Below are 22,157 nucleotides of genomic sequence, written 5' to 3'. Positions count from 1 at the left end.
ACGCTAGAAATTATATGTTCCGATGGATCGGAAGAATTATTGGTGCCGACATGTCAACGGAGTCTGAACTACTCACGACCCCCGAGGCCGCCGTCGTGGCCGGCGTTGACGTGCGCGACGTCAACCGGTTGATAGACGAACGCATTCTCCCCGAGGATCTCTATACAAACGAGGACAGTCGACGGGTTTGGGCCGGAGCTTGTGCACTCATTCGTTTCTATTATGACGCCGCGCCGTCCCTCACAGCACAAGAGCGCAAATATGCGATCGACACGCTTTGCGGCGAGATGAACGCGAAGGCCGTCGTGCGATTGATCAAGACCTGGCGACACAAGCGCCCACATTGGAAGATCGAACATCACTTCCTGACGCTGAACTTCGATCGCTTCATTGCGGACACGTTGGCCGAACACGACAAGCTGACGCGTGCTCGTACCGCCGTAACGGAAGATCCGGAAATCCTCGGCGGCACACCCGTGATCAAGGGAACGCGCGTGCCTGTCTATGATGTTGCGGCATCCGCTGCCGCAGGCGTTCCGATGCGCCGGCTTCAGGAGACCTATCCGAGCCTGACACGAGAACTCATCGAATTGGCGATTCTCTATGCCAAGGCGACGCCGCCCCGGGGCCGTCCACGTCAAGTGCGGCGCACTATGGCAACGTCGCCGTCGCGAAAGGTCCTTCGGCGACGGCGGCATGAAGCTTCTCGTTGATGAATGTCTGAGTCCTGAGTTAGGGTCTGTACCTAAATAGCGCCACGTGATTCTCTTGCCTACGTGTTGATTCGGGGGCGAGAGAATGCGCGCTGGTTTGTTTTGGCTGAACGACAGGCAATGGGCGCGTATCGAACCGCATCTGCCGAGGGGACTGACGGGGCCGGATCGGGACGACGACCGACGCATCGTCAGCGGCATCATTCACATGCTGCAATCGGGTGCACGATGGCGTGATTGTCCACGTGAATACGGCCCTTACACGACGATCTACAATCGCTTCAATCGCTGGGCCAAGCGAGGACGATGGTGCGCAATCTTCGAAGCGCTGGCCAAGCCTGGCGAAGACGGCGTCGTACTGTCGCTCGACTCGACCTCGATTAAAGCTCACCGGTGTGCCTCCGGCGGAAAAGGGGGGAGCACAATCAAGCAATCGGCCGCTCGCGCGGAGGCCGCACGACAAAAATCCATGCGCTGAGCGATCCGCTCTGCCGGCCGGTCGTCCTGCATCTGACTCCAGGCCAGGATGCCGATATCGCTGCGGCTCCCGATGTCCTGGCGCTCGCGCCACCCATGAGCGTGCTCCTCGCCGACAAAGGGTATGATGGCGACAAGCTTCGCGGCGCAATCATTCGTCGTGGCGCCAAGCCCGTAATCCCCAATAAATCTAACCGTATCGTCATCCATCGCTTCAACAAACGCGCCTACAAAGGACGAAATGTCATCGAACGCTGCTTTTGCAGGCTCAAGGACTTCCGGCGCATCGCCACGCGATATGACAAGCTCGCCCGTAATTTTTTGGCCGCTGTTCATCTCGCCGCTCTCGTCGCATATTGGCTCAATTGAGTCTGGACCCTAGTACACATGGCGCGCAAGCGCGGCCATGGCGAAAGCTCTCATGTCGTCTGGATTGGTCGCCAGGGCATCAAGGATTGGGACCCGCTCAAGATGGTCCTTGAAGGCGATTGGACTCTTGTAACCCGCAACGCCTATGACTTTCGTGGGCCAGAATCCGCACCGGGAACGCGCGGCCAGTATCAGCGAGCTGACATACATGCAGGCCTAATTTGCCTCAACGGCCCAGAGGGAATGGATCTCGATATGCAGCGCGAACTGTTTGACGCCGCGCTCGATGAAATCGACAGAGACGGTGATCTCGTCAGCATGGTTCTAGAACTGACCTTGGAGACGGCTCGCTCCGATGAGATCGTCGTCGACCGCTATGCGCTTCCGACGGATTCGGACGAGTAAGTGCGGCGTCATTCCTTCTTGAAAGCAGCGAGCGAAGTCTGGGGCGCCTCCGGCAAAGCCGGGCCGGCTCTCGTGTTGGGGTGGACGGCCCCCTTCCGCCGGTTTGCGTGGCAAGATGGGTCATCGATGACCTGAAACGAGGGAGCCGCCCGTGGAAACGATTGTTCGCATTGGTTTGGATACGTCAAAGAGCGAGGCGGTTCTCGGCAAGCTCCTGCGGCGGCTCCGGATCTCCTGATGAGCGAGACAGGTCCGAGCATGGCGATGCTGATGGCGATGACTGACCTGTGGCGCCTGCGTCCGCCCGGGCCCGACAATATTCTTGGGCACCCTGCCTTCATGCGGCTGCGCGAGACCTGCCGCGACGACTATCCAAACGCCGGCAAGAAGGGGCCGAACTTCGCGCTCTCGACGGCATTGCGAGCCTTGGGCCTTCCGTGTCACCTGCAGCAAGATACGGCCTATCTTGCCTTGTCTGTGGAGGAAGCGGCGAAGAGACTGGACGCGGCGCTGCGCGCCACCCGGGCCAGGCGCATTCATCTTGCGCCGCTCGATCTTGCCGCCGACCTGCCGCCGCTCGCATTCGGTTCGGCCAGGGTGTGCCGGTTGAGCGCGGACGAGCTGCGCGGCGTGATCGATGCGCCCAGGCTCAGGCGGCTTTATCCGCGTCAGGACTTCGATGCCGAGCGCTTCTCCGAATTCCACTGGCTGATCGTCGAGGAGGTCGTGGTGCTCGAGCAGGAGCCGGAGGAGCGCGCGGTCCCGGTCCTGTTCATGGACCTGAGCCAGGATCTGGGGCGGATCGAACCGCATAAAGGGCGGTTCCCGACCGCCTTGGAGGAAGCGCTGTTCTTCCTCCTGCTGGCTCCCAAGGAGAGCTGGTCGACCATGCAGGAAGTCGATTGGCGCGGCTTTCGTGTGCCATGGGTCTACACGATCGACAGCGACATCTTCGTTCGTCCCAATTCGCCGCCGTCCCCCGACACGCTGAGCTGGGAGGACCGAGTCTACGACGATGGCCATGGCGGGACATACGAAGAAGAGCGCCCGGTCGAGCTGCACCTGGAGGAGGTTGCAAAGACCGAGCTGACGGCGTGGGACCAGAGCCGATGGGCGACCGTCGAGCAGGCGAAGCAATCGGTTTTGTTCGAGACGCCGATCCCTCACTTCCTCGTCCGCGCGTTCCTGTCCGAGGGCGTTGATGAATTCCTTGCGCACATCACGACGATCGAGGCGGCGCTTGGCTTGCGCGCGGACTATCAGAAGAACTTTCGCATCGCGCCTGATCGCCACAAAGGGATGCGCGCCACGAATAGAATGCGGGGACGGGTGGCCGGCCTTCTGGGCGATCGACGCTTCGCCGACCAGTATGAGCAACTCTTCAACGTGCGGAGCGCCTTCCTGCACGGGCGCGCCATGACCGCCATCTCGACGAAAGAGCGGGTGATGGCGCGGTCCTTGGCCCGCCAGGTCGTCGAGGCGCTGATCCTTGCGACGCTCGCGGGGCCGATCGGCTCGCGGGAGGACTTCCTGGACGGTCTGCTCGATAGGGGCGCGCCCTTGATCTAGCCGGAATGGAAGGCTCCCGGGCAGGTCCGCCGGCTTGAAAACTGTCAGAAAGCCGCGTATATTTCTGACAGGAGAACGGTCATGCAACGGTTAACCGAACAGATTCTCGCGCATGCCGAAGGGGTGCCGGAAGGCACGCCTGTGGCGGCTAAGAGCTTGCTCCACCTCGGTAATCGAGCCGCGGTGGATCAGGCCTTGTCGCGTCTGACCGAGCGGGGCCAACTGATCCGGGCCGGTCGCGGCGTCTATCTTCGTCCCGTCACGAGCCGGTTCGGCACGAGGGCTCCCTCCGTCCAACAGGCGGTCGCGGCGCTCGCCAACCAGCGCGGCGAGGTCATCGTTCCGAGCGGCGCTGCGGCCGCCAACACCCTCGGCCTCACGACACAGGTGCCGGTCCGATCGGTCTATCTGACCTCCGGCCGCAGCCGAACGATGAATCTCGGCAAGCAGGTCGTCGAACTTCGTCACGCTCCGCGGTGGCAACTCGCCCTTGCTCACAAGCCGGCGGGCGAGGCGGTGAGAGCGCTGGCTTGGCTTGGGCCGGAGAAGGCGGAAGCCGCCCTGAAAACATTGAAGCGGAAGCTCCCGCCGTCCACTTTCAGCGAACTGGTCGCGGCAGCGCCGCAGCTTCCGACCTGGCTCGCGCGCAGCGTGGGAAAGGCGGCGCATGGCTGACGCCTTTCTCCTCCTTCGGGTCGCCGACCGCCGCGAGGCGCTAAGCGTCGCGGCCGATCAGTCGGGACGACCAGCGCACCTGCTTGAGAAGGATGTATGGGTGGTGTGGGCGCTCGCCACGCTCTACGGATCGGCGCTCGGCGAGCATCTGGTATTCAAGGGCGGCACGTCACTGTCGAAGGCCTATGGGGTCATCCGGCGGTTTTCCGAAGACGTCGACCTGACCTACGACATCCGGGCGATCGCGCCCGATCTGGTGGACGGTAACGGCGAGGCGTTGCCGAAAACACGCAGCGAAGAGAAGCGCTGGTCGAGCGAGGTGCGCAAGCGCTTGCCGGAGTGGGTGGCGGGGGCCGCACAGCCGGTCATCGCGGACGCGCTGGCCGCGCAGGCGTTGGTTGCCACGATCCGCGTCGAGGGCGAGAAGCTGTTCATCGACTATGAGGCGACTGCGGCAGGCTCCGGCTACGTGGCGCCAAGCGTGATGCTGGAGTTTGGCGCGCGATCGACGGGCGAGCCGGCAAGTCTGCGGGATATCGCCTGCGACGCATCGGGCCTGGTCGAAGGCGTGGCGTTCCCGACGGCACGGCCCCGCGTGATGCACGCCGAGCGAACCTTGTGGGAAAAGGCGACGGCGATCCACGTCTTCTGCCGGCAGGAGCGGCTCCGCGGCGATCGCTTCGCGCGACACTGGCACGACGTCGTGCGGCTCGATGAGGCCGGGCTTGCGGAAGCGGCTTTCGCGGATCACCGAGGCGCATCACATCTATCCGCTCGCGCTTCAGTTCGACGCCGGTGAACCAGAGCCGATACAGGAGTCGTGCTGGCTCTGTCCGACGCACCACCGCCTCATGCACGAAATCATTGAAGCGCTCATCGAGATACGGCAGCCGAGGCTCGAGGGTGTTCCGTTCGAGGAGCGGGACAGGCTGGACAAGATCGGCGTGCGGTTCGTTCATCTCTGGCGACGCGCACAGCTTCAAGACCGCTCCCTCCTGAAATCGGCATAGACTTCGCCTCTCGCGGTATTGACTTTGTGTTCATGATTTGTTCTTATGCTGCCTGTCCAGCAGGGAGACAAGCTATGGACAATCGCATCAATGAAATCCGGCGGGTCATCAGGGCTTTGCGCGTCAGCATGAAGGAGGCCGAAGCCATCATGCATGAGCAAATCAACCGGGATGAGGACTGCTCCTTCGTGGCATCCGAGATTTTGAAGATGCGCACGGTGATGAGCGGGCTGGTCAAGGAGCGAAGCATGCTTGGCGACAACGAGCCCATTCTCGTGCACCACCTGTTCATTCCCCGCCGGCCGCCGACGCCGTCGCGCGTTTCTGTCGCGAAGCGCCGCCTCGTGCCGCGGGAGGTGGCTCTGGCATGACCACAAGCCGCGCGGTCTACTTCTCCGACATGCAGGACCCGCCGGAATTTCTGGTGGCGCTCAACCACGCGCGCAAGCTTTCCTGCCATGAGGGATGGTGCCGGATGCATATCGAGGCGATCCAGGTCGCGATCGGTCAGTATGCCGAGGCCGCGCTCGGCAATCGCGAGTTCTTTCTTAACAAGCCGCATAGCATTGGGTGAGGGTGCCGGAGCGGCGATATTCCGTGAGTTCGAGGGCCGTTTGGGCGGTGGATTTCCTGCTCAATCCAGAACAAAGATCCCGCAAATCTCGCTACTCTCGCCTTTATGAGCATCGACCCAACTCAAATACTAGAAGAGCTCATCGCTCTGGGGGCCCCACAGGCAACGGAGACTGGCAGCGCTGCGCTTAAACGAATTGGGATGCTGATCGACCTTGCCGGCGATCTCGGTCGCGATGATACAACCGTGCTTGCGCTCGAATGGTGCGATCTTCTGAATCACAGCAAGCTCACGAAGCAGCAGCGGGTCTTGCTCGACTACTTCCGTGCCAACGCTTGGGCCAACCGCAAACGGCTGAAGCATCGCGACCCGGATGCGGCATGGCAATGGGAGCAGCCGGAACTACAGAATGAGATATTCCATCTCAGAAGCGCCGCGAACGCGCCAGGATTTGAAAAGCTGTCGGCGTTGCGTCGCTGCCAGATACTCACCAATCTGGGTAACCAGCTCAATACGCTCGGCCGTTACGTGGAAGCTGTAGCCGTATGGAAGCGTGCGCTCTCGATTGATCCCAAATTCGGAATGGCTCGAGGAAATCGCGGTTCTGGCCTCACACGATATGCTTCAAGTCTGTATGACGACGAGCATCGCGGCCTGTTTTTTCTTCGGGCCTACGAAGATCTGTCTGGCGCTCTTTCACCGAAGACCAGATATGCAGGTCCTGAAGGTGTCGGCGCCACCAAATTCTTTGCCAGTGTTAAGGAGCGGATCGAGGCCGCCATCCATCTCGACCACGCAAAAAGCGTCAAGTGGGACCGTGAACGGATTGGACGATCGGCGAGCAAACGTCGATACCGCCGTTGGGCACTACATCAAGGGTTATTCCTGAATCCCCTTAATGATCTCGGCCCTCACAGCATTGCCGCGATCGATCTGCTTTCTCTTCCAAGCTTCACAAGCAATCTGGGAGAACGTCCATCGCTCATCGCCTTCTTCGATCAAATGAAGCAAGAGTTCGTCTCGGGTCGGTGGCTGCTCTTCGAGGGCCTTCATTCCGACACGGTACACTTTTCCGACCGCGATGTTGTGCTTTACAACACGCTCGACTATCCCAGCTATTCGCTTGCGGTTGAAAAGGTAAAGGCTGCCTTCCGCATCGCCTATTCGGTTCTCGACAAGATAGCGTTCTTCCTGAACGACTGCGCCAAACTCGGCATTCCGGCCCGGCGCGTTTACTTCAAAACCATCTGGTACGAGAGATGCGATCCAGCCCGACCCGTCCGTCCGGAATTCCTGCAATCCAAGAACTTGCCGTTCCGCGCCCTTTACTGGCTCGCCAAGGATCTATTCGATCCCGTGTTGCAGGACGCCATGGAGCCCGACGCAAAGGAGCTCTACACGATCCGCAATCACCTCGAACATAGCTATCTCCGGGTGCACGAAATCCTGATACGCAAAAAGCCGAGCGCAACGCCCGATCCCTGGACTGACCGGCTGGCCTACTCAGTTGCCCGGAGCGAACTAAACGCCAAGACCATCCAACTCTATCGTCTTGCCCGCGCCGGTCTGATCTATCTGGCACTCGGCATGCACCAGGAAGAGAACAAGCGTGATCGGGCTGGACCGAAGGGCCTGAAAATGCCGATGGCCTCGATCGTTGGTCCGACAGGTGGAAGGTCTGAGAGCAGTCCGAGCGCTGCTTCGGAGCGCCGAGCGGCATCACCCGATCCGTCGGGCTTGTTCATGCAACTTTAACGGGCTACTGTTCGAAAAAAGCGCAAAGCGGGGCGAGGGGGAAAGCAGTGCCCGTTCAGCATATTCATACCTATTTGGTTCATCCAGGGAAAAGTTCGGAAATTCGACAGATAAACGGCGCGTCGGTCCCATTAACGGGCAGTATGTTCGATCTGCTCGACGGGATTTAGACCCGTGCCGACCAGGAATGCGACATCGACATCATCTTCAAATCCACTGGCGGGGCGCAGCAGAATCCCTGCCGCGATCTCATTTGCGCTCATCTCGACAGTCCAACGCTGCCGAGCGGACGTGCCATCGCCGAGCGCTTGCAGGTCCATACCGATCGGCGGGCCGGAATCGGTCTGCTGTTCTTGATCATCGGCAAGGACGGACGTGAGCACAAGATCGTACTCTCCCGACTTCCGACCGATAGCGCGATCCTCGTCGAGGAGGATCCTCGAAGTCTCGAGGTTGCGTTCCTTGAGCGCGTGTTCATGAAGAACAAGACATCCTACAAAGCTGTCCTTTATCGGGATGCTTCTTTGCGCGCCGGCTTTTGGGATGGCAAAGCGATCGATAAGCAAACCAACCCTGCCGGCGAGAGCGCCGACTATTGGATTGCCGACTTCCTCGCCTCCGATTTTCGCGTAACCCCGAAACAGGGCACCTCCCGCCTCGCGACCACTCTACAAGACGCCATCAAAACAGCCGATATCGCGGTGAAACAGGAAATCGTTGCGGCTGCGACGCTCGCGAGGACACTTCCTCGAATATCGATGAGCATCAACGAATTTGCCAATCGCTTTAATCTATCCGCGGCAGCGCGCGAGTCCGTTTCGCAACAACTCAGGAAGCCGAAGTATCAGGAGCCCTTAGCCGAGATTCAGGATCAGGTCGGCGCGCGCATCATCACATATTACCAATCAGATGTTGCTCGGCTTGATCCACTGATCCAGCAATGGTTCAGACCGATAGAGTATCGGGACCATGTGCCTGAGTCCCACTGGGAGTTTGGATATTTCGGACGGCACTACATCCTCGCGATACCGTCCGACGTCATCAGCGCCGGATGGCCCAAAGAAATGATCCCGCGGTTTTTTGAATTGCAGGTGAAAACTTTGTTCGAGCACGCTTGGTCCGAAGCCGAACATGATCTCGGCTACAAACCGGGCGAAGCTCCTCTTACACCGCAGCAAACGCGCAGTCTCGCCTACACGTCTGCCCAAGCGTGGGGCGCGGATAAGATGTTCGACGACCTGTTCCGGGAATGCGCCGGAACTACGGGCGGCGCCACCCACTGACCCGCGCCGGCAATGTCACGGAACGCCTATGACGAGAAAGCTGCCGCTTACTGACTTCCGCGCTGTCAGGCATCAACTTGAACCAGATGATTTTGCCATTAGTGATGGGGACGAAATTGCGCCGACCGACCTGATTGACGAACAAACATGGGACGGCATTACTCATCTTACCGACGACGTGGCCATTCGCACGTCAGACCACAATGGCATCCGGCTGAAGTTGCTCTACAGCCTGTGGAGCGACTGGATTGTTGCCATAGGTGACCCCGATCATCCCGATGAGCTCTACAACTGCATGCTGGACGCCGCCGATGCGTTTCAGTGCGTCAATTTTCTCCTGCTGCACGGCTACTACCGAGCCGCCATGGCAGAACTTCGTGTGGCGCTCGAATTGGTCATGATCGGTTCGTATGGCAACCTAAAGCCTACCGACGCCGATTATGTCACATGGAAAACCAGCGGCTCAGAACTGGGTTTCTCGCGCATCAGAAAGCGACTGCATGGGATGCTAACTCAGGAACAGTGCAGCTGCCTGTTCGCTGACGGCGAGATTCTCAACAACATTTTTCGTCAGTTATGCAATTTCACACATTCGCGTCCCGATTCAAGCGATGGCGCTCTCTGGGAGAGCAACGGTCCAGTGTACGTGCATGAAGTCTTGATGCGCACGTTCTTTACAGCTCTGAGCGTGTACGCGATTTGCTACTTGCTCGTGCGTATCGCCCGCCCGGCCTTTACCCTCCCGGAAGACAGCCGAATACTTTTCGAGGAAGATTGGGTGCCGGGCCGCGAAGCTATCACCAAGGCTTTCGAACAACTTTTCAAAGAACGAGCGAGTCATGGCTGATCTGCCGGGACTGGTAAATCAACTGGGCAGTCTAACGGTGCTTGAAGCGGCGGAGCTTTCGAAGATGCTTCGCGAGCGGCTCGAGAGGCCGCTCAAGAGAAAGCATCTCAGCTTCAATGAGGGTAAGGTCTGTGATGCAGTTGTGCGCCGTCTCGAAGCGCGCGAACAGCAGGTACGTGCAAACCTCCGATGGCCCGAGCAGGAAAATCACCAGCACCCGGTCGAGGTGGTCTTTGATCTGGGCAGCCAGCTTTATGCGCTCGAGCATACCGGCATCGAGCGGTTCGATGGCCACATACGCATGGAGGCGCAGACCGAGAAGCTCTTCGCACCGATCACCACCGCGCCCAAAGATGCGCTCGGAACGGATGCTCTGTTCGAACTATACCTGCCGGTCAATTCGCTTAATGGGCGCAAAGCGGCTCAACTCTCGGCGATTCAGCAGGCGATCATCGACTGGGTCAAGACGACCGCGCCGACGATCCCCAAGCGTCCTTACCCGGACTACAAAGGAAACGGCGTCGGCCTTTCGCGGCGGCCAAATGTGCCATTTGATGTAGCCCTTTGCCGCTTCGAGCCGCCAATCGTTCCTGGCAAGCATTTCCAGATCAGGCATACGGTGGATGATGTCGAAAAGCTGCGCAGGGACCGGATGAAGGCTGCGATCGACAAGAAATTTCCGAAGCTTGCCGCGTGGAAAGCGAACGAGGGGGCCAAATCGATTCTCGTGCTGGAGCAGAACGACATCCAGCTCACCAATCCCTCCATTGTAGCTGACGTCTATCTGCCGTTGGCCAAGGCGCGCGAGGACAGGCCCGATGAAACCTATCTGGTCGCATCATGCATGAGCCCGAATTGGTGGATGTGGCCAATCTTGATCGGCGATCGCTCGTACGACGATTATGCCAAGAGCGATGATCCGAGCTTCTGGGAGTTTGAGCCGTCCAAGCTTGCTTCGCTGACGAAGCGATAGTCAGGGGGAAGGGCCAATTTGATTCCCAGAGGCTTCAAGACAATATCCAGAACCGCTTCGCTGTGTTCCCAGCCACCACAATATTCGGGTGAGAGCGCGATCGTCAGCACGCTGATTTTGCCGCTACTCAAATGAGCGCCGACGGTCTTCATCAAATTCGAGATGTAAGCTTCAGACATCATGCACTGAGGTCGTTCGGCGTCGATTCCATGCCAAAAGAAGTAATCCAGATCGAGGTTGAAGATCCAAGGGGCATGGGATTCGTTCAACCAATGATCGAGGTTAGACGGCACATCCCAGAGATCGCAATTCATATGGGGGCAGTTTGGCGTCGTGCCCTCGCCATGGGTCGCGAAGTAGGCGGCGTCCATCGCGTTTCCGAACACGGCCAAAAAAATCGATAGATAATTGTCCCAACCAAACAGAGGGAGCGGCTGCGGAATATCCTGGTGTTTGACCTTGCGCGCCAGATACTCATCGATGCCGAGGCCCCAGTCGGCCGGCAGATTGTCCAGCCAGGTAGTCATCCGGCTGGCGAGCGTGTCGTAATGCTGATCCACGTGAAAGAGAGAGTACCGCTGTTTGGGATCGATATGTTGCAGCCAGCACCACAGCGCTGCGCGATGGTTGTCCATCACGTAGACGTTCTGGCGCTTCCACAAGAAGTTTTGGCTAAAGGCACCTGAGTAGTTCCTCCCGCGAAACGGGACCAGCCATTCGCCCCCGGATGCTTCCGACATCAACGTGCCTCAAGCTTGAAGGAGCCGCGGAGCAGGGCAATTCAGGCGCGGCGCTCCGATCGCGCGTCTAAACCCGTCTGCCTCGCAAAGCATGATGTGAGGGCCGGAAACGGCGACGAACGGCATGGCGGGCGGGTTAGCTCTTGTCTTCAAATTCCTCGACTGCGGAGACGTATCCCTGGACATAGATCTCCGTCTCGCATGCGCCCGTGCTTGACATGAAATCCATGCATATCTGATCCGGCGTATTGATGGCCAACTGAAACTTCCCGCGGTCGCTATTCCGCTGGAGATCAACCACATTGCCGGAGCCCGGAACAAGCTTTCCCCCGTGTTGCGGAAGCACGCATCCCCGGACCGTTCGCGGCTGGCAGAAGGGACTGTGGCCATCAGACGTGCCTCCCGATGTTATTCGAAAAAGCTGAGAACTTTGCACGCGGGCCTGTATTGTCTTTTTCGGCTTTGGCACCACGATGAGGGTCAGAACGGCATCATCCGGTATCGGGTAAGCGGATTTCGGCTCCTTGAGTATGAAGAATTTCGAGTCGAGACTGACGCCGATAGGCGTCTTTCGAAAGCGGAATGGGATGATCTGAATCTCTCCGACCGCATCGCCGTTGAGCTTGACGGGTTGAGTGAGCGGGCCAAGGTCAATCAACAACGACGAGTTTGCGATCGCATCCTTGCCAAACTTTCCCTCCATAGTCTGTTGGTCATCCGTGCGCAGCTTGATCGTCAATGGGAAATCGGTCTGCTTTCCCTTGAATAGAAAACCGCCCGCAAGAATGACAAACACAAATAGCGCCGCCGGTCCGCCAAATTCGAACGCTGCGCCGAACAGTTGCCCTTGGGCCGATCCTATCGAACGCAACACGCCGAACAGGACGACGGCACAGACGAGCGCCAAGAAGAGCAGCAGCAGGTAGTACGCCTGGTCTCCGAAGGCGTTCGCCACCAGCGCGTCCAGATGAGTGAATAGATAGCTCCCCACGAAGAATGCCAACAGGGCCGCGACCAATGCGACCACCGCGTAAAAGGTCGGAGTGGCCGGTTGCCGTAAAACGGGCGGTTTAGGATGCGCGGACATCATTGCTCCCCCTCGGGATGGGCAGGGGCATTTTGCCTCTTGCTTGGCTCATCGCAAGACATATAAAGGGCCTCAACCCCAAATTGTTTGCGCCGCCGATACCTCGTACCCAGGCAAACCGTGTGGGAAGCCGCGATTTGGAAGCCGCGGACCTGTAGCCCGAACGCGCCCGCTATGCGGACCGGGCTCTATGGGCTGCGCCCACCGAGTCCCCTGAAAAAAGTAGGGGCCTCGGCCTTCGGTAACGATCCCATCGCGCAAGGGCTGATGTGCGCCTTGCCGGGGGCACTCGGAAAAGCGGCTCGCCTGCGGCGAACGCTATCACTGCCGCGTTCCCGGGTGCCCCTTTTAACCGGTCGCGTCGCTGCACTCGGACCCGCGTGCCGGCTTTGCCGTCGCTATGCTCACGCTCTCCGGGTGCCATTTCAGTGGGCGATGCGCGTTGCGCACGCCGGTTAATCGATTGTACCGGTCGATCGTTTAGGGAGTGACCCGCTTTCGTTCCATCTTTGCCATCCTGTCTTCCTTCTTCACGGGCGACTCGCTCTTCTTGGGTTCGAAGGGCACCGCGATGGCGTTCGATCATGCAAGGTTCATCAGGAGGCGGCGGTTGTGGACTTCAATGGCATTTTTTCAATGCGGCGCCAGATCTCATCCGCGATCTCGCGAAGGACTGGATCTGAGATCCGCTCCTTATTGCCAGTGACGAACTGTCGTCGATTATCGAGCGTTGGAAAATGGTTGGCATAGACTAGCGCCTGGAAAACGGCGTCCAACTTGTCAAAATCGCGAGCCAAGCTCGCGCACCGATCGGCCCCTGTCTCAAACCTTTGAAAGTGACTGAACGAGGCGGCTAGGCCAGGTAAATGCTGATAGGTAGCTAGCGCGGCGATGCGATGCATCGTTGGTATCTCCTTTGACTTCGTCTCGCCGTCGGTAGGGCGGTAGTCGCCGATGTAGGCCTCTGCGATATCGTGATACAGAAGTATTCGGATGATCTGAGTTGTTTCTCTTGGATCGAGTTTCGGCGTCAGTCGTTCGCTCAGAAGGTCGACGAGAAGCATCGCGCCATAGGCATGCGAAGCGACACTTTCCACGACCTGCTTTTCGGCCGTCATCTGGCGATCAACCCACCCGATCCGCGGTATTGCTTTCGTGGCAAATAGCTCAACCACCGCATCAAGGCTTGAGTAGAGTTCGCGCGAAAGTGCGTGTTCAACCATGATTAGAAAGGCTGAAAGCTCTGGGCCCAACGTCACGTTGCTGGCCATGAGCCTCTTTATGAGACCCGCCTCTTGTTCGCGTTGTTCTGTTGATAATTTCGCGAGTTCATGACGATACCGAACCAGCGAAAAATACGTCAGAATGCAGATTCGATCGTATTCGCCCGTCGTTCCGCTGCTTATCGCGGCCTCTATCCGTCGTCCAAGCAACTGGCGAGTACGACGCCAATTACCTCCTCTGTCTTCATGGTCGAGCGCCACTGTGACGCCTGTGGCATTGTGATCACGGTAGTATTCGAGATGAAAGCTCCGGTTCAAGCGATCTTCATAGGGATCGCTGATGACGGCGGCGATGTAAGAGTCGGTTGCTTTCTTGTCGCCATTTAGCGAGCGGCTGATAAAGAGCGAGCGTCTTGCGAGCCGCCAGAACTTGGTCTGTTCGCTCGGCGATATTGTGCCTGGATCCAGCAACACTTGAGCGGCTGTGTCGAAAGCTTTTTCGGCCCGAAGCCTGCCCCGTTCGGAGCGCGCACGTCCGAAAAGATACAAAGCATAGGAAAGTGAAGCGGGCTCAAGGGTGTCCGAGATCTTGTGCGCTGCGGAGAGCACTGCGTCCTCGACGCGCTGGTCGGCCATGAGATCCTTGACAGCGCTGTTGACGTCGTTGCCAAACACCAATGATAGAAAAAGCTCCTCGTTAATACCCGTAGACTTGAAGATCGCGCTGCTACTCTTGGGATTGTTGAATTCACCGAGGATATAGACGACAGCCTTGGCGATCAGTGCGGTTTGGACAATGCGTGGAAAAAGCGCGAAGTCGCTCTCGTATCGGTCATGCGCGGTCGCAAGCTCTGGAGATCCGGCACTTTTCACCAGGATCCGGCAGTAAGACCGCAGAGCTGCTACGCAAAGCAGATTGAACTGCCGGCTCGTGAAGCGGCCGTAGAGGTCGCCGTAGAGGTTTTGCATCGATTGGATCACAAAGGCCGAGCTGTTCTTGCCTTCGAACGCCATCTTCCCGGCATTGTGTAGATATATGGATACCACGAAATGATTGAGATAAAGAAACCCGAGCGTTCGAAGCGCAGCAATGATCGCCTCGGGTGACTCGCTCGTGCTCGTTCCGCTCGTTCGGACGATACCGCCAATAACCGCCGTTGCTAAAGCGTCATCGTTTACTGAGATCGCTTTCAAGTCGACCGTACGGTCGTGCTTTCTGTTGTGAAGGTAAGGCGTCGGAGGGTAATCATTTGAGTCCGCTTGGAGTTCATAATGATCAATTCCGAACGCGAGCACCAGCGTTGGCTCGTTGCGCGCGAGCAGCTGGGAAAGCGCCTCGATGATCGGGCGCTCGCTGTCCGTTCCGATCAACCCATCCAGAAAAACGATAACGTTGTCCTTCGTGTCGATCAGGCCGGGAGCATCCCGATCGACACGTCTTCGAAGAACCGAAACGGCATCGGCCGATCCGGCTTCCTTGATTATTTTGCGGGCGTCGAGGAACACTGTTTTGGGTGCTTCGTGCGCATCATTAACTGAAAGCTGGAGGGCTCGCAGGAGTGCCGTCTTTCCGCCGCCGCCGCGCCCCTGGACCAGGAACGACCCGGCTCTGGGCTTTTCCAATATTTCGCTCAAGAGCTTCGAAAACCGAATTGGAAGAACGGTCTCACCATGATCTCTTTTCGAGACGGTAATGCGCATATTCGAAAAACGATCGTCGAAATCTGAAGTGGAGGGGGCGCCTAGTATTCGCTGTCCTGGATACTCTGGACTGTAGTCTTCCGGGACGCCACTAACTCCGCTCAGCTTTCGCTCGTCTCCAAAGAGACTAGGCTCAGCGATGAGTAATTTGACCGTATCCAGTGCATTCGACATCGCCCAGCGGCGGATAAGTCCGTTGCCGATCGCATCGTATTCCGGCTTCTGTGTTGTGGCCGGGTCACTGATAGCTCTGACTGCATAAAATGGCGGCGCCGGTGTCAATGTAAGTAGCCCATCCGCAATAAGCCCGCTTTCCATATCGGCGGCAACATAGTTGCGATCCGCGTTCTTCAATACGTGTTCTTTGAAGCGCGCTGATTTGATCAGCAGATTGCTGACTGCAAAAGGCCCGCTCACCACGGTCGGCGTCTTGGCGAGGTCCTTGACACCCTCCCATTCTTTCAGCTTCCGTCGCTCATTTGGGGTGAGGGTGTAACCCATTCGTTTGGCGAAATTGTCAATGCTGGGAAGCTTGTTCTTCTTCTTGAATGGGACAGAATTTACGACGTATCCGGCACTGATGCTCACGGGAGCCGGTTTGCCGCCGGGAAGTATTTCATACCCATTCTTTTCGTCGTCCTGCGCAGCCGCTCGGTAATCAATGACATTGATGTGAGTGGGGACGACGACGTCACCAACCCGAGCGTCCTTTATTCGGCCCGAAATGCCGACGTTCAACACCAGCTTGGGTGAGAATTTCTCCGAAAAGCGAAGCGCCGCATCCCGGATTCGCAGGCCGATTTCGCCCACGCTCACCAACGCGCCCCGCCGGGAGGTGCCGTTCGCGTCTTCGTATTCAAAGGAGTGATACTGAAAAATGCCCAGTCGAGGCGCCTCCTTCAGCTTATGAAACGGCAAATCGTGAAACGTCTCTGCTTCTTCCGTCAGCGCGATTAGAATCAGTACGTCTAGGGCTTCTGGTGAAGTCATGAAAAGGTCTCGACGGGAAATTGGGCAGGGGATCGCCGATTGAAGGCGCCACCTCGGCTATGAGTATTGAAAACTATTGGCGATGACTATTTGCAGCTTGAGAGCTTACGTGTGTTGATTGGTTCAATCAACTGGAACGACGCAATCGTCTTTCGAAAATTGGCGCAACTCTCTAGGGTTAGGAAGACCGCCGCACAGCCCATCATCCGATCTCACCTGGACAGGAGTGGTCGCCGCGTACCGGATGGCTCCACGTGCCGAAAATGCAGACCAACCCCACTGCCGATGGGTTACATTCTCTGCAATCCAGACATCCCTAATGCGGTGACACAGCTGCACGGCGGCCCATCGGCCACTTTCTTCCCTCTGAGGCCGAGAAGATTATTTCCCAGGTACGCCGAACTTTCGCCGAGCTAGCTGCAGCGGCGTCGCAATGTTCGCCGGATTTCGGCGTGCTGCCAGGGAAGGGTGCGGAAAAAATGCGGCCTCCTCACAAATTCGGGAAAATGGCGCGCCGTGTCCTACTATTTTGCTTATGAGTGATCGCCGCCCATCTTTGGAAGTATCCTCCTGAGGGGCGCCGCCCGCGGCCTATAGGAGTTTGGATGATGAAGTCGCCCGAGCGGCGCTGTTCGATGTGAAGCAAACGACCCCCGCAAAAGCTCTCGGCTGCGCACAAGAGATGCTACGAGCTTTTGTGATCTTCGCCAGCATCCGCGTGATCACCTTCCCCGTTAATGGCTGGGTACCTGCAAATTGCTAATGAGGGGGGCTGATTGGTCGTGCTCGACGTGATCTTTCAACAATCTCTGCTTCTTGGCTTGCACCCGGATCTGAGACGATCTTCAAAGGGAAGCGACCGACCGGCCTTGCGAATTCCATAGTAACATTCCCGCCTGCTTCTGCGACCAACGCCTTTAGGCGATCGAACTCGCCGCACCAGATCGTTTCCATGTCGTGGTCACGACTTGCATCGCGAGCTTCGGCCGAGCTGCCGATACCTACGGCACGCACCTGAAGGAGATCCGATCTGGGTCCGCCCAAGAGCTCGACTCCGTAGCCAGGATTGGCCGCCTTACGAATGACGATCTGGCCGTTCTGGACCCAGGCGGTCGCCATACCCTCGAATACCTCGTATCCCAGGCCGGCAAGACCTTCGAGCACCGCACGCCTGCGCTCCTCGGCCGCCATCGCCTTGAATTCTTCCTCGACGAGCAGGTCTGCGCGCTCGACGAGTTCTTGTCCCTTGCTGGGCAATGGGGAGGCGAGGGCGTCCTCGATTTCGGTCACCAGCGAAGTAGCCTCCGCTGACTTCATCATGGAAAGCTCGGCGCGTCGCGCCCGAAGCTCGTCGGCTATCCGAGGCGCACTGGCGCTCATCAACGGACTGTGCGAGCTTAACGGTATTCTCTCGATTGGACGGGCGAGAAGATCCTGCATGATGGTTTGTGATGTGTCCACGAATTTGAGCAACTGCTCGGCGCCTGATGGTGTGGGATCGCCTTTCAGGGCTGGTGGGCCGGGGTGAGGAGTTGTCACATCGCGATCGACCGGAAAGCATGCCGACGCTGAAGGAAGTGGACAGGGCGCGGGCGTGGAGTGAGAAACCAACCAGACCTTAGGAAGATAACAGTGAAGAAGGAGATGCGGAAGCGGCCATTTCGCACTTGGTTGATAAGTGGGTGGAGCAGGCAAAGGAGCCGTGGCCGCCCGATGGCCTGCATCACTACAGCTTCGGCACGTTCTGGACTTGGCTCCAAGACAACTACCATCAGTATACGAAATTTCGGGTTGTACCGAACGCTCGCTATGTCGCAGAGATGTGGTTCGATAGGCTTACGAAGCAGACATGGCGCAAATAGCCGGTGCCTAAGAGCGAAAAAGGCCGGTGTTCAAGGACGTTGATCCGACCTGCTGCCAATTCTTGGACTCACAGATCTAACCGTTCAGTCCCTGAGCCCAATTGCTCAGGTAGACACGGCTTCGCGCCGCATGCCGGACACAAAGTTAGGGGTAAGGCGGGAAAGATAGCATCAGCATCAGGCTCGCAAATCCCGCCTGCTTTAGGTCAACCCTTCACAGTCAGCGCGAGCCTCGCTCCGAAGCCTCCAGCCAAAGCGTCGAGTGGGGCGCATTCGGCTGAAGCTTCGAACGCTTCCTAGGCTGTCGAGGCGGACATCTCTGTGACGGGCTCGGTCCAGCCTGCGGGGCAGCTCCTGTCGGTCCCCGAAACAGGGCCGACGACTAGTCCGCGTGGGGCAGTCCTCGAAGTTCGCGGCGGAACGGCTGTGCTCGAAGGGCCCGGTGGGATTCCGAATCGCAGCACAGGGCGATGTGGTCCCCGGCATCGGGCGAATCGACTCTATCGTGCGCTGAGGCCAGCCGACTTCGTCCGGCCGCAATCTCGTTTCGCAGGAGAGCTGGATCGACGACTCGGCAGCCTACGACCGGCACGTCAAGAACAGTCTCGAACGTTCAGTCGCGCAGTTGCCGAGACATATCCGACATCTGGCACTGCTGGTGTGCTGATGTCGCCGCCACGAACGAGACGAGCCGAGATCACATGTCGCCAGTGGCTGGATAAGCAGGTTGCAGATCGGCGAGCTCGACCGGCGTGAGTCGCAAAGCGAGCTGCGGGCACGGCTTTATTGCGCTCTAAGCGAATGAGTGAAGAAAAAGTGCGCAAGGTTGCGGATGGAGGTAGGTTACGTTCTCAATTTTCAACGCGGTACCCGATAGGGGATCTCTCGTCAATTTGTTGCGGGCCGCCCGCTATCTCAGGTTTTTGAAAAGGATCTTTGTTGCGGCGATGCGCATCTTGCATGATGGCTCGGTCGCGTGGGCGCGTTGTTGCGCAGAAGGTGCATTCTTTCATCGTCTTCTCTGAAATCCCGCACTTTTGGTGCGTGTGTGATCATGTTCACGCGCCTTAAGGTTATTAGGCAAGGAACAGGGCGATCTCAGGAAGATGGATCCGGGCTCATGATCTTAGATCGGACGCTGCCTTCAGCCTCGTGCTGCCAATAGGAGGCGAAAATAGCCTGCCAGAATTTGCGGCTAGCAATGTGAGGGCGCCAAGTCGCTGCATTGTCTCGGGGTCGCACGGTATTCCTGCGGGGGCCGCGCTCTGTCTCTATTTTGTGCGGTCAACTGCGCTAAAACAGCCGAGCTTCGTAAGGAAAATCTACGCCTCCGGACAGAGCCAAGAACGTAGGTCGCAGCCCTGAAGACCTGCATTCGGCGACGAGCGCAGATTTCGCAAATCGAGGGATTGAGTCCGTTGTTTAGCTGCAATGGGAGTTGCAGCCTTCGAACTTTGCGCGGCTTTCCTGCTCGGCAAGAAGAACAACACAATAAATCAGCCGACGAAAGACGATCCGCATTGGACAACTCCAAGTCGCGAGGAAGTGATTGCAGATCGTGCAGGTAGCTGTAGATACAATGTACAGCTTAAGATAGAGTCAGCTGAAGCGAGGCGTCCTGTCACATCCGCTTCGCGAGCGCAGGCCGCTAACGAGTTCGTTTCTTGTCGTGCGGATGAGGCCACGCCAGTCGCATGCGGTGACGATGCAATCGTTGTTCGAGGATTTTCCAAGAACGAGTTCGCAGACGAGGCGAACGTTACTCGAGATCGAAAAGAAAGCTGGTTTCGTTTCATGGACTGGACATAGACGGGCTCTATAATTTGTACTGTTGATCAGGCTGCAGATCGATCTGTTCGCGTTATACGCGAGTTGATTCGAACCGCTCTGGCTGTGCCCGCACCGCAGAGGGAGTCAGATCTAAGATGATGGTGGTCTGTATGAATCAGTCGGCGAATTGTGCGGTGTGGTCACCGGTCAGACAATTCGGATGCGTGTCATCAAGACGGCCTTGTCGCGTTCGTTGCCACGCGTCACCACAAATCGCGGAGCTTTGTTTAGACATTCACAGAGAGAGGCACCGTCATGAGTGGCACAATGATCATTGATAACGTCATCCCGCGTGCAGACATCGTCGAACATGCGGACCGGCTTGGTGTCGAAATCAAGAACATTACGCTGTCGGACGATTTGTCTGACGAGGTCATCATAGCCATTAACCGGCTGCTGCTAGAGCGTAAGGTCATCCTCTTCCGTGATCAGGGACATCTCGATGATGCCCAGCAACAGCGTTTGGTGCTCCGGCTCGGCTCGCTGATACCGAATCCCACAATGCTGGACACAATGGGAGACCTAACAATCCGGAAGACGCTCCCTGATCGCGCCTGCGGCCATGTCGACCAGATGACCGATGATGACGTCGTCAGTGCCCGCCGCCCAACAATTTCAGTGCTGCGGGAGGCCGCGCTCCCGCGTTTTGGCGCGGACATCGCTTGGTCGAACACGGCGGCCGCTTATCTTGATCTTCCCGATCCCCTGCGCATGCTCGCCGATCACCTCTGGGCTGTGCGCTGCGCCGCATTCGATCACATTGCGACGGAGGGGGCCACGGAAGCCGACAAGAGAGCATTGGACGACGTATCCACTGGAGCGATCTACGAAACGACACATCCGATCGTTCGTGTTCATCCCGAGACTGGCGAACGCATGCTCTGGCTCGGTCGTTCTGTGCAGAACTTTGTCGGCCTGCAGCGCTATCCCAGCCAAAAACTGTTCGGACTACTGCAATCCTATCTCACCGCGCCGCAGAACACCCTGTGCTGGAACTGGAAGTCAGGCGACGTCGCAATCTGGGACAATCGCGCGACCGAGGCGTACCCCATGAACAAAATTGGCAGTCCTCATTTGGCCATGGACCAGCGTGCGATTGACGCCGGCGTACCGCACATGAGGAGGCTGAAATCACGGGCCGCTGAGGCTGCCTAGCAGTGTCGGCACGTCGGGTTTTCGTAAGACGCTGGCGGTTCAAGGCTAAGTTGTGGCTCTGCGATGTCGAGCGGAGCCGGGCCTTCGAGCTTATCCCTCCAGGACCGGCTAACCGGCGCCGGCAACCTGCATCTTTTCTTGTCCATAAGAATTGCTGAGAAGCGCGAGCAGGCGGTGTCATTCTCGGGTGAGAGCCGGGTAGAATGCGAGCCGGCTCTTGGCTATCGGGGCCCGGCATTGAAAAGCTGGAGCGGATCGAGCTCGGCGATGGTCGAGGCGCTATTCAACTTAAAAGCGGCCTCGCGCACTGCGGAAATAACTCATGAATGTGGGCCCGGGCACACCAGGGTCCTGATCATCGATGAAGGCCTTTCAAGAGTGTCCTTCGCAATTGGGGATGGCGCTCACGCTCGCTTATGAGGAGGCGGGGTCGCGTGTTTGTTCGGACAGAAAGGCGTGGGCGCGCTTGTCGCATACCTTGGGCATGCTGGGCGGTTCGCTGGAGCCGGTCGCGATCAAAGCGGTTTCTATCCACAATGACTGACGTAGTTGGCACATTCTTCAGGGGTGAACATGTTCAGTGTGCGTCCCATGAGATCCCAGAGGCGCCGACGGTTCGGGGCTCGCCGCAACAGTTCTTTGGCTTTGGCGAATTCCATCTCGAGCGGCTTGAGATCGGGGCTGTAGGGCTGCAGGAATGGTAGGCGCGCGCCTGCGCCTCCGATGAGGCAGACGGCCTCTTCGTTCTTCTGGCCTGTGAGGATCACCGAAGATGCTCGTCTTTTTTAACGGGCCGCTCTGGGCGTTCGTTAAGCCGAATCGTGCTGGCGCAACATCCGATGGAGCAGGAGATCGGATTCGGCCGCCACAGATTCGAAGGGAGCACGGGCGCCGCTCCGGCTCGTTTCGCTCCCGTGGT

At 58.1% G+C, this 22,157-nt stretch carries 17 protein-coding genes and 2 pseudogenes; 13 read left to right on the top strand and 6 right to left on the bottom strand.

The window, feature by feature from the left end:
• The first annotated feature begins 14 nt into the window (after positions 1–14).
• The 9 genes and pseudogenes from ACVJ19_RS00515 to ACVJ19_RS00475 all read left to right on the top strand — a co-directional run bounded on the left by ACVJ19_RS00515 (position 15) and on the right by ACVJ19_RS00475 (position 7,547).
• Positions 15–713: a DUF433 domain-containing protein gene (locus tag ACVJ19_RS00515; RefSeq protein WP_248889163.1), complete on the top strand. Its 699-nt coding sequence runs from the start codon at positions 15–17 to the stop codon at positions 711–713.
• A gap of 85 nt (positions 714–798) precedes the next feature.
• Positions 799–1,559, top strand: a protein-coding gene (locus tag ACVJ19_RS00510) for an IS5 family transposase (protein ID WP_453947792.1) whose coding sequence is annotated in 2 segments (ribosomal slippage) — positions 799–1,138 and positions 1,138–1,559 — 762 coding nt in all. Because the reading frame shifts where the segments join, the coding sequence is not laid out codon by codon here.
• A gap of 18 nt (positions 1,560–1,577) precedes the next feature.
• Positions 1,578–1,964: a hypothetical protein gene (locus ACVJ19_RS00505; RefSeq protein ID WP_264621868.1), complete on the top strand. Its 387-nt coding sequence runs from the start codon at positions 1,578–1,580 to the stop codon at positions 1,962–1,964.
• A gap of 258 nt (positions 1,965–2,222) precedes the next feature.
• Entirely contained in the window at positions 2,223–3,533 is a 1,311-nt protein-coding gene (locus ACVJ19_RS00500; RefSeq protein ID WP_354268746.1) for a hypothetical protein, read from the top strand.
• Between the two features lie 81 nt (positions 3,534–3,614).
• Positions 3,615–4,208: a DUF6088 family protein gene (locus tag ACVJ19_RS00495; protein WP_453947791.1), complete on the top strand. Its 594-nt coding sequence runs from the start codon at positions 3,615–3,617 to the stop codon at positions 4,206–4,208.
• Positions 4,201–4,995 (top strand): annotated as a pseudogene (locus ACVJ19_RS00490) (nucleotidyl transferase AbiEii/AbiGii toxin family protein); the annotation flags it as partial. The gene ACVJ19_RS00495 and the pseudogene ACVJ19_RS00490, both read left to right, overlap by 8 nt.
• A 297-nt stretch (positions 4,996–5,292) precedes the next feature.
• Positions 5,293–5,589 (top strand): hypothetical protein, encoded by a 297-nt coding sequence (locus tag ACVJ19_RS00485; protein WP_038958529.1) that lies wholly within the window; start codon positions 5,293–5,295, stop codon positions 5,587–5,589.
• Complete coding sequence (locus tag ACVJ19_RS00480; RefSeq protein WP_038936640.1) at positions 5,586–5,792, top strand: hypothetical protein; 207 nt, start codon at positions 5,586–5,588, stop codon at positions 5,790–5,792. Before ACVJ19_RS00485 ends, ACVJ19_RS00480 begins: the two co-directional genes overlap by 4 nt.
• A gap of 201 nt (positions 5,793–5,993) precedes the next feature.
• On the top strand, positions 5,994–7,547 hold the full coding sequence (locus ACVJ19_RS00475; RefSeq protein WP_453947790.1) for an LA2681 family HEPN domain-containing protein: 1,554 nt from the start codon (positions 5,994–5,996) through the stop codon (positions 7,545–7,547).
• Between the two features lie 131 nt (positions 7,548–7,678).
• On the opposite strand, the gene ACVJ19_RS00470 is transcribed toward ACVJ19_RS00475, so the two are convergent.
• Positions 7,679–7,930: a hypothetical protein gene (locus ACVJ19_RS00470; RefSeq protein WP_157789189.1), complete on the bottom strand. Its 252-nt coding sequence runs from the start codon at positions 7,928–7,930 to the stop codon at positions 7,679–7,681.
• A 93-nt stretch (positions 7,931–8,023) separates the two neighbouring features.
• On the opposite strand from ACVJ19_RS00470, the gene ACVJ19_RS00465 reads away from it, so the two are divergent.
• The 3 genes and pseudogenes from ACVJ19_RS00465 to ACVJ19_RS00455 form a co-directional block, all read left to right on the top strand.
• Positions 8,024–8,830, top strand: coding sequence for a GTP pyrophosphokinase (locus ACVJ19_RS00465; protein WP_370151478.1), 807 nt, complete (start codon positions 8,024–8,026; stop codon positions 8,828–8,830).
• Positions 8,831–8,858: 28 nt separating this feature from the next.
• Positions 8,859–9,677, top strand: a complete 819-nt coding sequence (locus tag ACVJ19_RS00460; protein ID WP_038958534.1) for a hypothetical protein — start codon at positions 8,859–8,861, stop codon at positions 9,675–9,677.
• Positions 9,670–9,756: pseudogene (locus ACVJ19_RS00455) on the top strand (50S ribosomal protein L7/L12); the annotation flags it as partial. The gene ACVJ19_RS00460 and the pseudogene ACVJ19_RS00455, both read left to right, overlap by 8 nt.
• 821 nt (positions 9,757–10,577) lie before the next feature.
• On the opposite strand, the gene ACVJ19_RS00450 reads toward ACVJ19_RS00455, so the two are convergent.
• The 4 genes from ACVJ19_RS00450 to ACVJ19_RS00435 all read right to left on the bottom strand — a co-directional run bounded on the left by ACVJ19_RS00450 (position 10,578) and on the right by ACVJ19_RS00435 (position 17,864).
• Positions 10,578–11,390, bottom strand: coding sequence for a peptide arginase family protein (locus ACVJ19_RS00450; RefSeq protein ID WP_152621609.1), 813 nt, complete (start codon positions 11,388–11,390; stop codon positions 10,578–10,580).
• Positions 11,391–11,526: 136 nt separating this feature from the next.
• The gene (locus tag ACVJ19_RS00445; protein WP_155795446.1) at positions 11,527–12,477 is read right to left on the bottom strand and encodes a hypothetical protein; all 951 of its coding nucleotides are present in this window, start codon (positions 12,475–12,477) and stop codon (positions 11,527–11,529) included.
• A gap of 596 nt (positions 12,478–13,073) precedes the next feature.
• A complete protein-coding gene (locus ACVJ19_RS00440; protein WP_453947788.1) occupies positions 13,074–16,391 on the bottom strand; it encodes an HD domain-containing protein in 3,318 nt (1,105 codons plus the stop codon).
• Between the two features lie 759 nt (positions 16,392–17,150).
• Positions 17,151–17,864, bottom strand: coding sequence for a hypothetical protein (locus ACVJ19_RS00435; protein ID WP_028143517.1), 714 nt, complete (start codon positions 17,862–17,864; stop codon positions 17,151–17,153).
• Between the two features lie 2,486 nt (positions 17,865–20,350).
• Between ACVJ19_RS00435 and ACVJ19_RS00430 the strand changes: the two genes are divergently transcribed.
• A complete protein-coding gene (locus ACVJ19_RS00430; RefSeq protein ID WP_232208679.1) occupies positions 20,351–21,238 on the top strand; it encodes a TauD/TfdA dioxygenase family protein in 888 nt (295 codons plus the stop codon).
• Between the two features lie 527 nt (positions 21,239–21,765).
• Here the strand turns inward: ACVJ19_RS00430 and ACVJ19_RS00425 are convergent.
• Positions 21,766–22,005, bottom strand: a complete 240-nt coding sequence (locus ACVJ19_RS00425) for a hypothetical protein (protein ID WP_071916575.1) — start codon at positions 22,003–22,005, stop codon at positions 21,766–21,768.
• Positions 22,006–22,157 lie beyond the last annotated feature (152 nt).

It is taken from the genome of Bradyrhizobium sp. USDA 376, assembly GCF_054063675.1.
The sequence above is the reverse complement of the archived record's forward strand: the minus strand, read 5'-3'. Positions and strand labels throughout refer to the sequence as shown.

What these genes read in the sequence shown, in the direction of transcription:
- ACVJ19_RS00515 (WP_248889163.1), top strand. Translation starts at nt 15, where the DNA reads ATGTTCCGATGGATCGGAAGAATTATTGGTGCCGACATGTCAACGGAG.
- ACVJ19_RS00505 (WP_264621868.1), top strand. Translation starts at nt 1,578, where the DNA reads ATGGCGCGCAAGCGCGGCCATGGCGAAAGCTCTCATGTCGTCTGGATT.
- ACVJ19_RS00500 (WP_354268746.1), top strand. Translation starts at nt 2,223, where the DNA reads ATGGCGATGCTGATGGCGATGACTGACCTGTGGCGCCTGCGTCCGCCC.
- ACVJ19_RS00495 (WP_453947791.1), top strand. Translation starts at nt 3,615, where the DNA reads ATGCAACGGTTAACCGAACAGATTCTCGCGCATGCCGAAGGGGTGCCG.
- ACVJ19_RS00485 (WP_038958529.1), top strand. Translation starts at nt 5,293, where the DNA reads ATGGACAATCGCATCAATGAAATCCGGCGGGTCATCAGGGCTTTGCGC.
- ACVJ19_RS00480 (WP_038936640.1), top strand. Translation starts at nt 5,586, where the DNA reads ATGACCACAAGCCGCGCGGTCTACTTCTCCGACATGCAGGACCCGCCG.
- ACVJ19_RS00475 (WP_453947790.1), top strand. Translation starts at nt 5,994, where the DNA reads ATGCTGATCGACCTTGCCGGCGATCTCGGTCGCGATGATACAACCGTG.
- ACVJ19_RS00465 (WP_370151478.1), top strand. Translation starts at nt 8,024, where the DNA reads ATGAAGAACAAGACATCCTACAAAGCTGTCCTTTATCGGGATGCTTCT.
- ACVJ19_RS00460 (WP_038958534.1), top strand. Translation starts at nt 8,859, where the DNA reads ATGACGAGAAAGCTGCCGCTTACTGACTTCCGCGCTGTCAGGCATCAA.
- ACVJ19_RS00450 (WP_152621609.1), bottom strand. Translation starts at nt 11,390, where the DNA reads ATGTCGGAAGCATCCGGGGGCGAATGGCTGGTCCCGTTTCGCGGGAGG.
- ACVJ19_RS00445 (WP_155795446.1), bottom strand. Translation starts at nt 12,477, where the DNA reads ATGTCCGCGCATCCTAAACCGCCCGTTTTACGGCAACCGGCCACTCCG.
- ACVJ19_RS00440 (WP_453947788.1), bottom strand. Translation starts at nt 16,391, where the DNA reads ATGACTTCACCAGAAGCCCTAGACGTACTGATTCTAATCGCGCTGACG.
- ACVJ19_RS00430 (WP_232208679.1), top strand. Translation starts at nt 20,351, where the DNA reads ATGATCATTGATAACGTCATCCCGCGTGCAGACATCGTCGAACATGCG.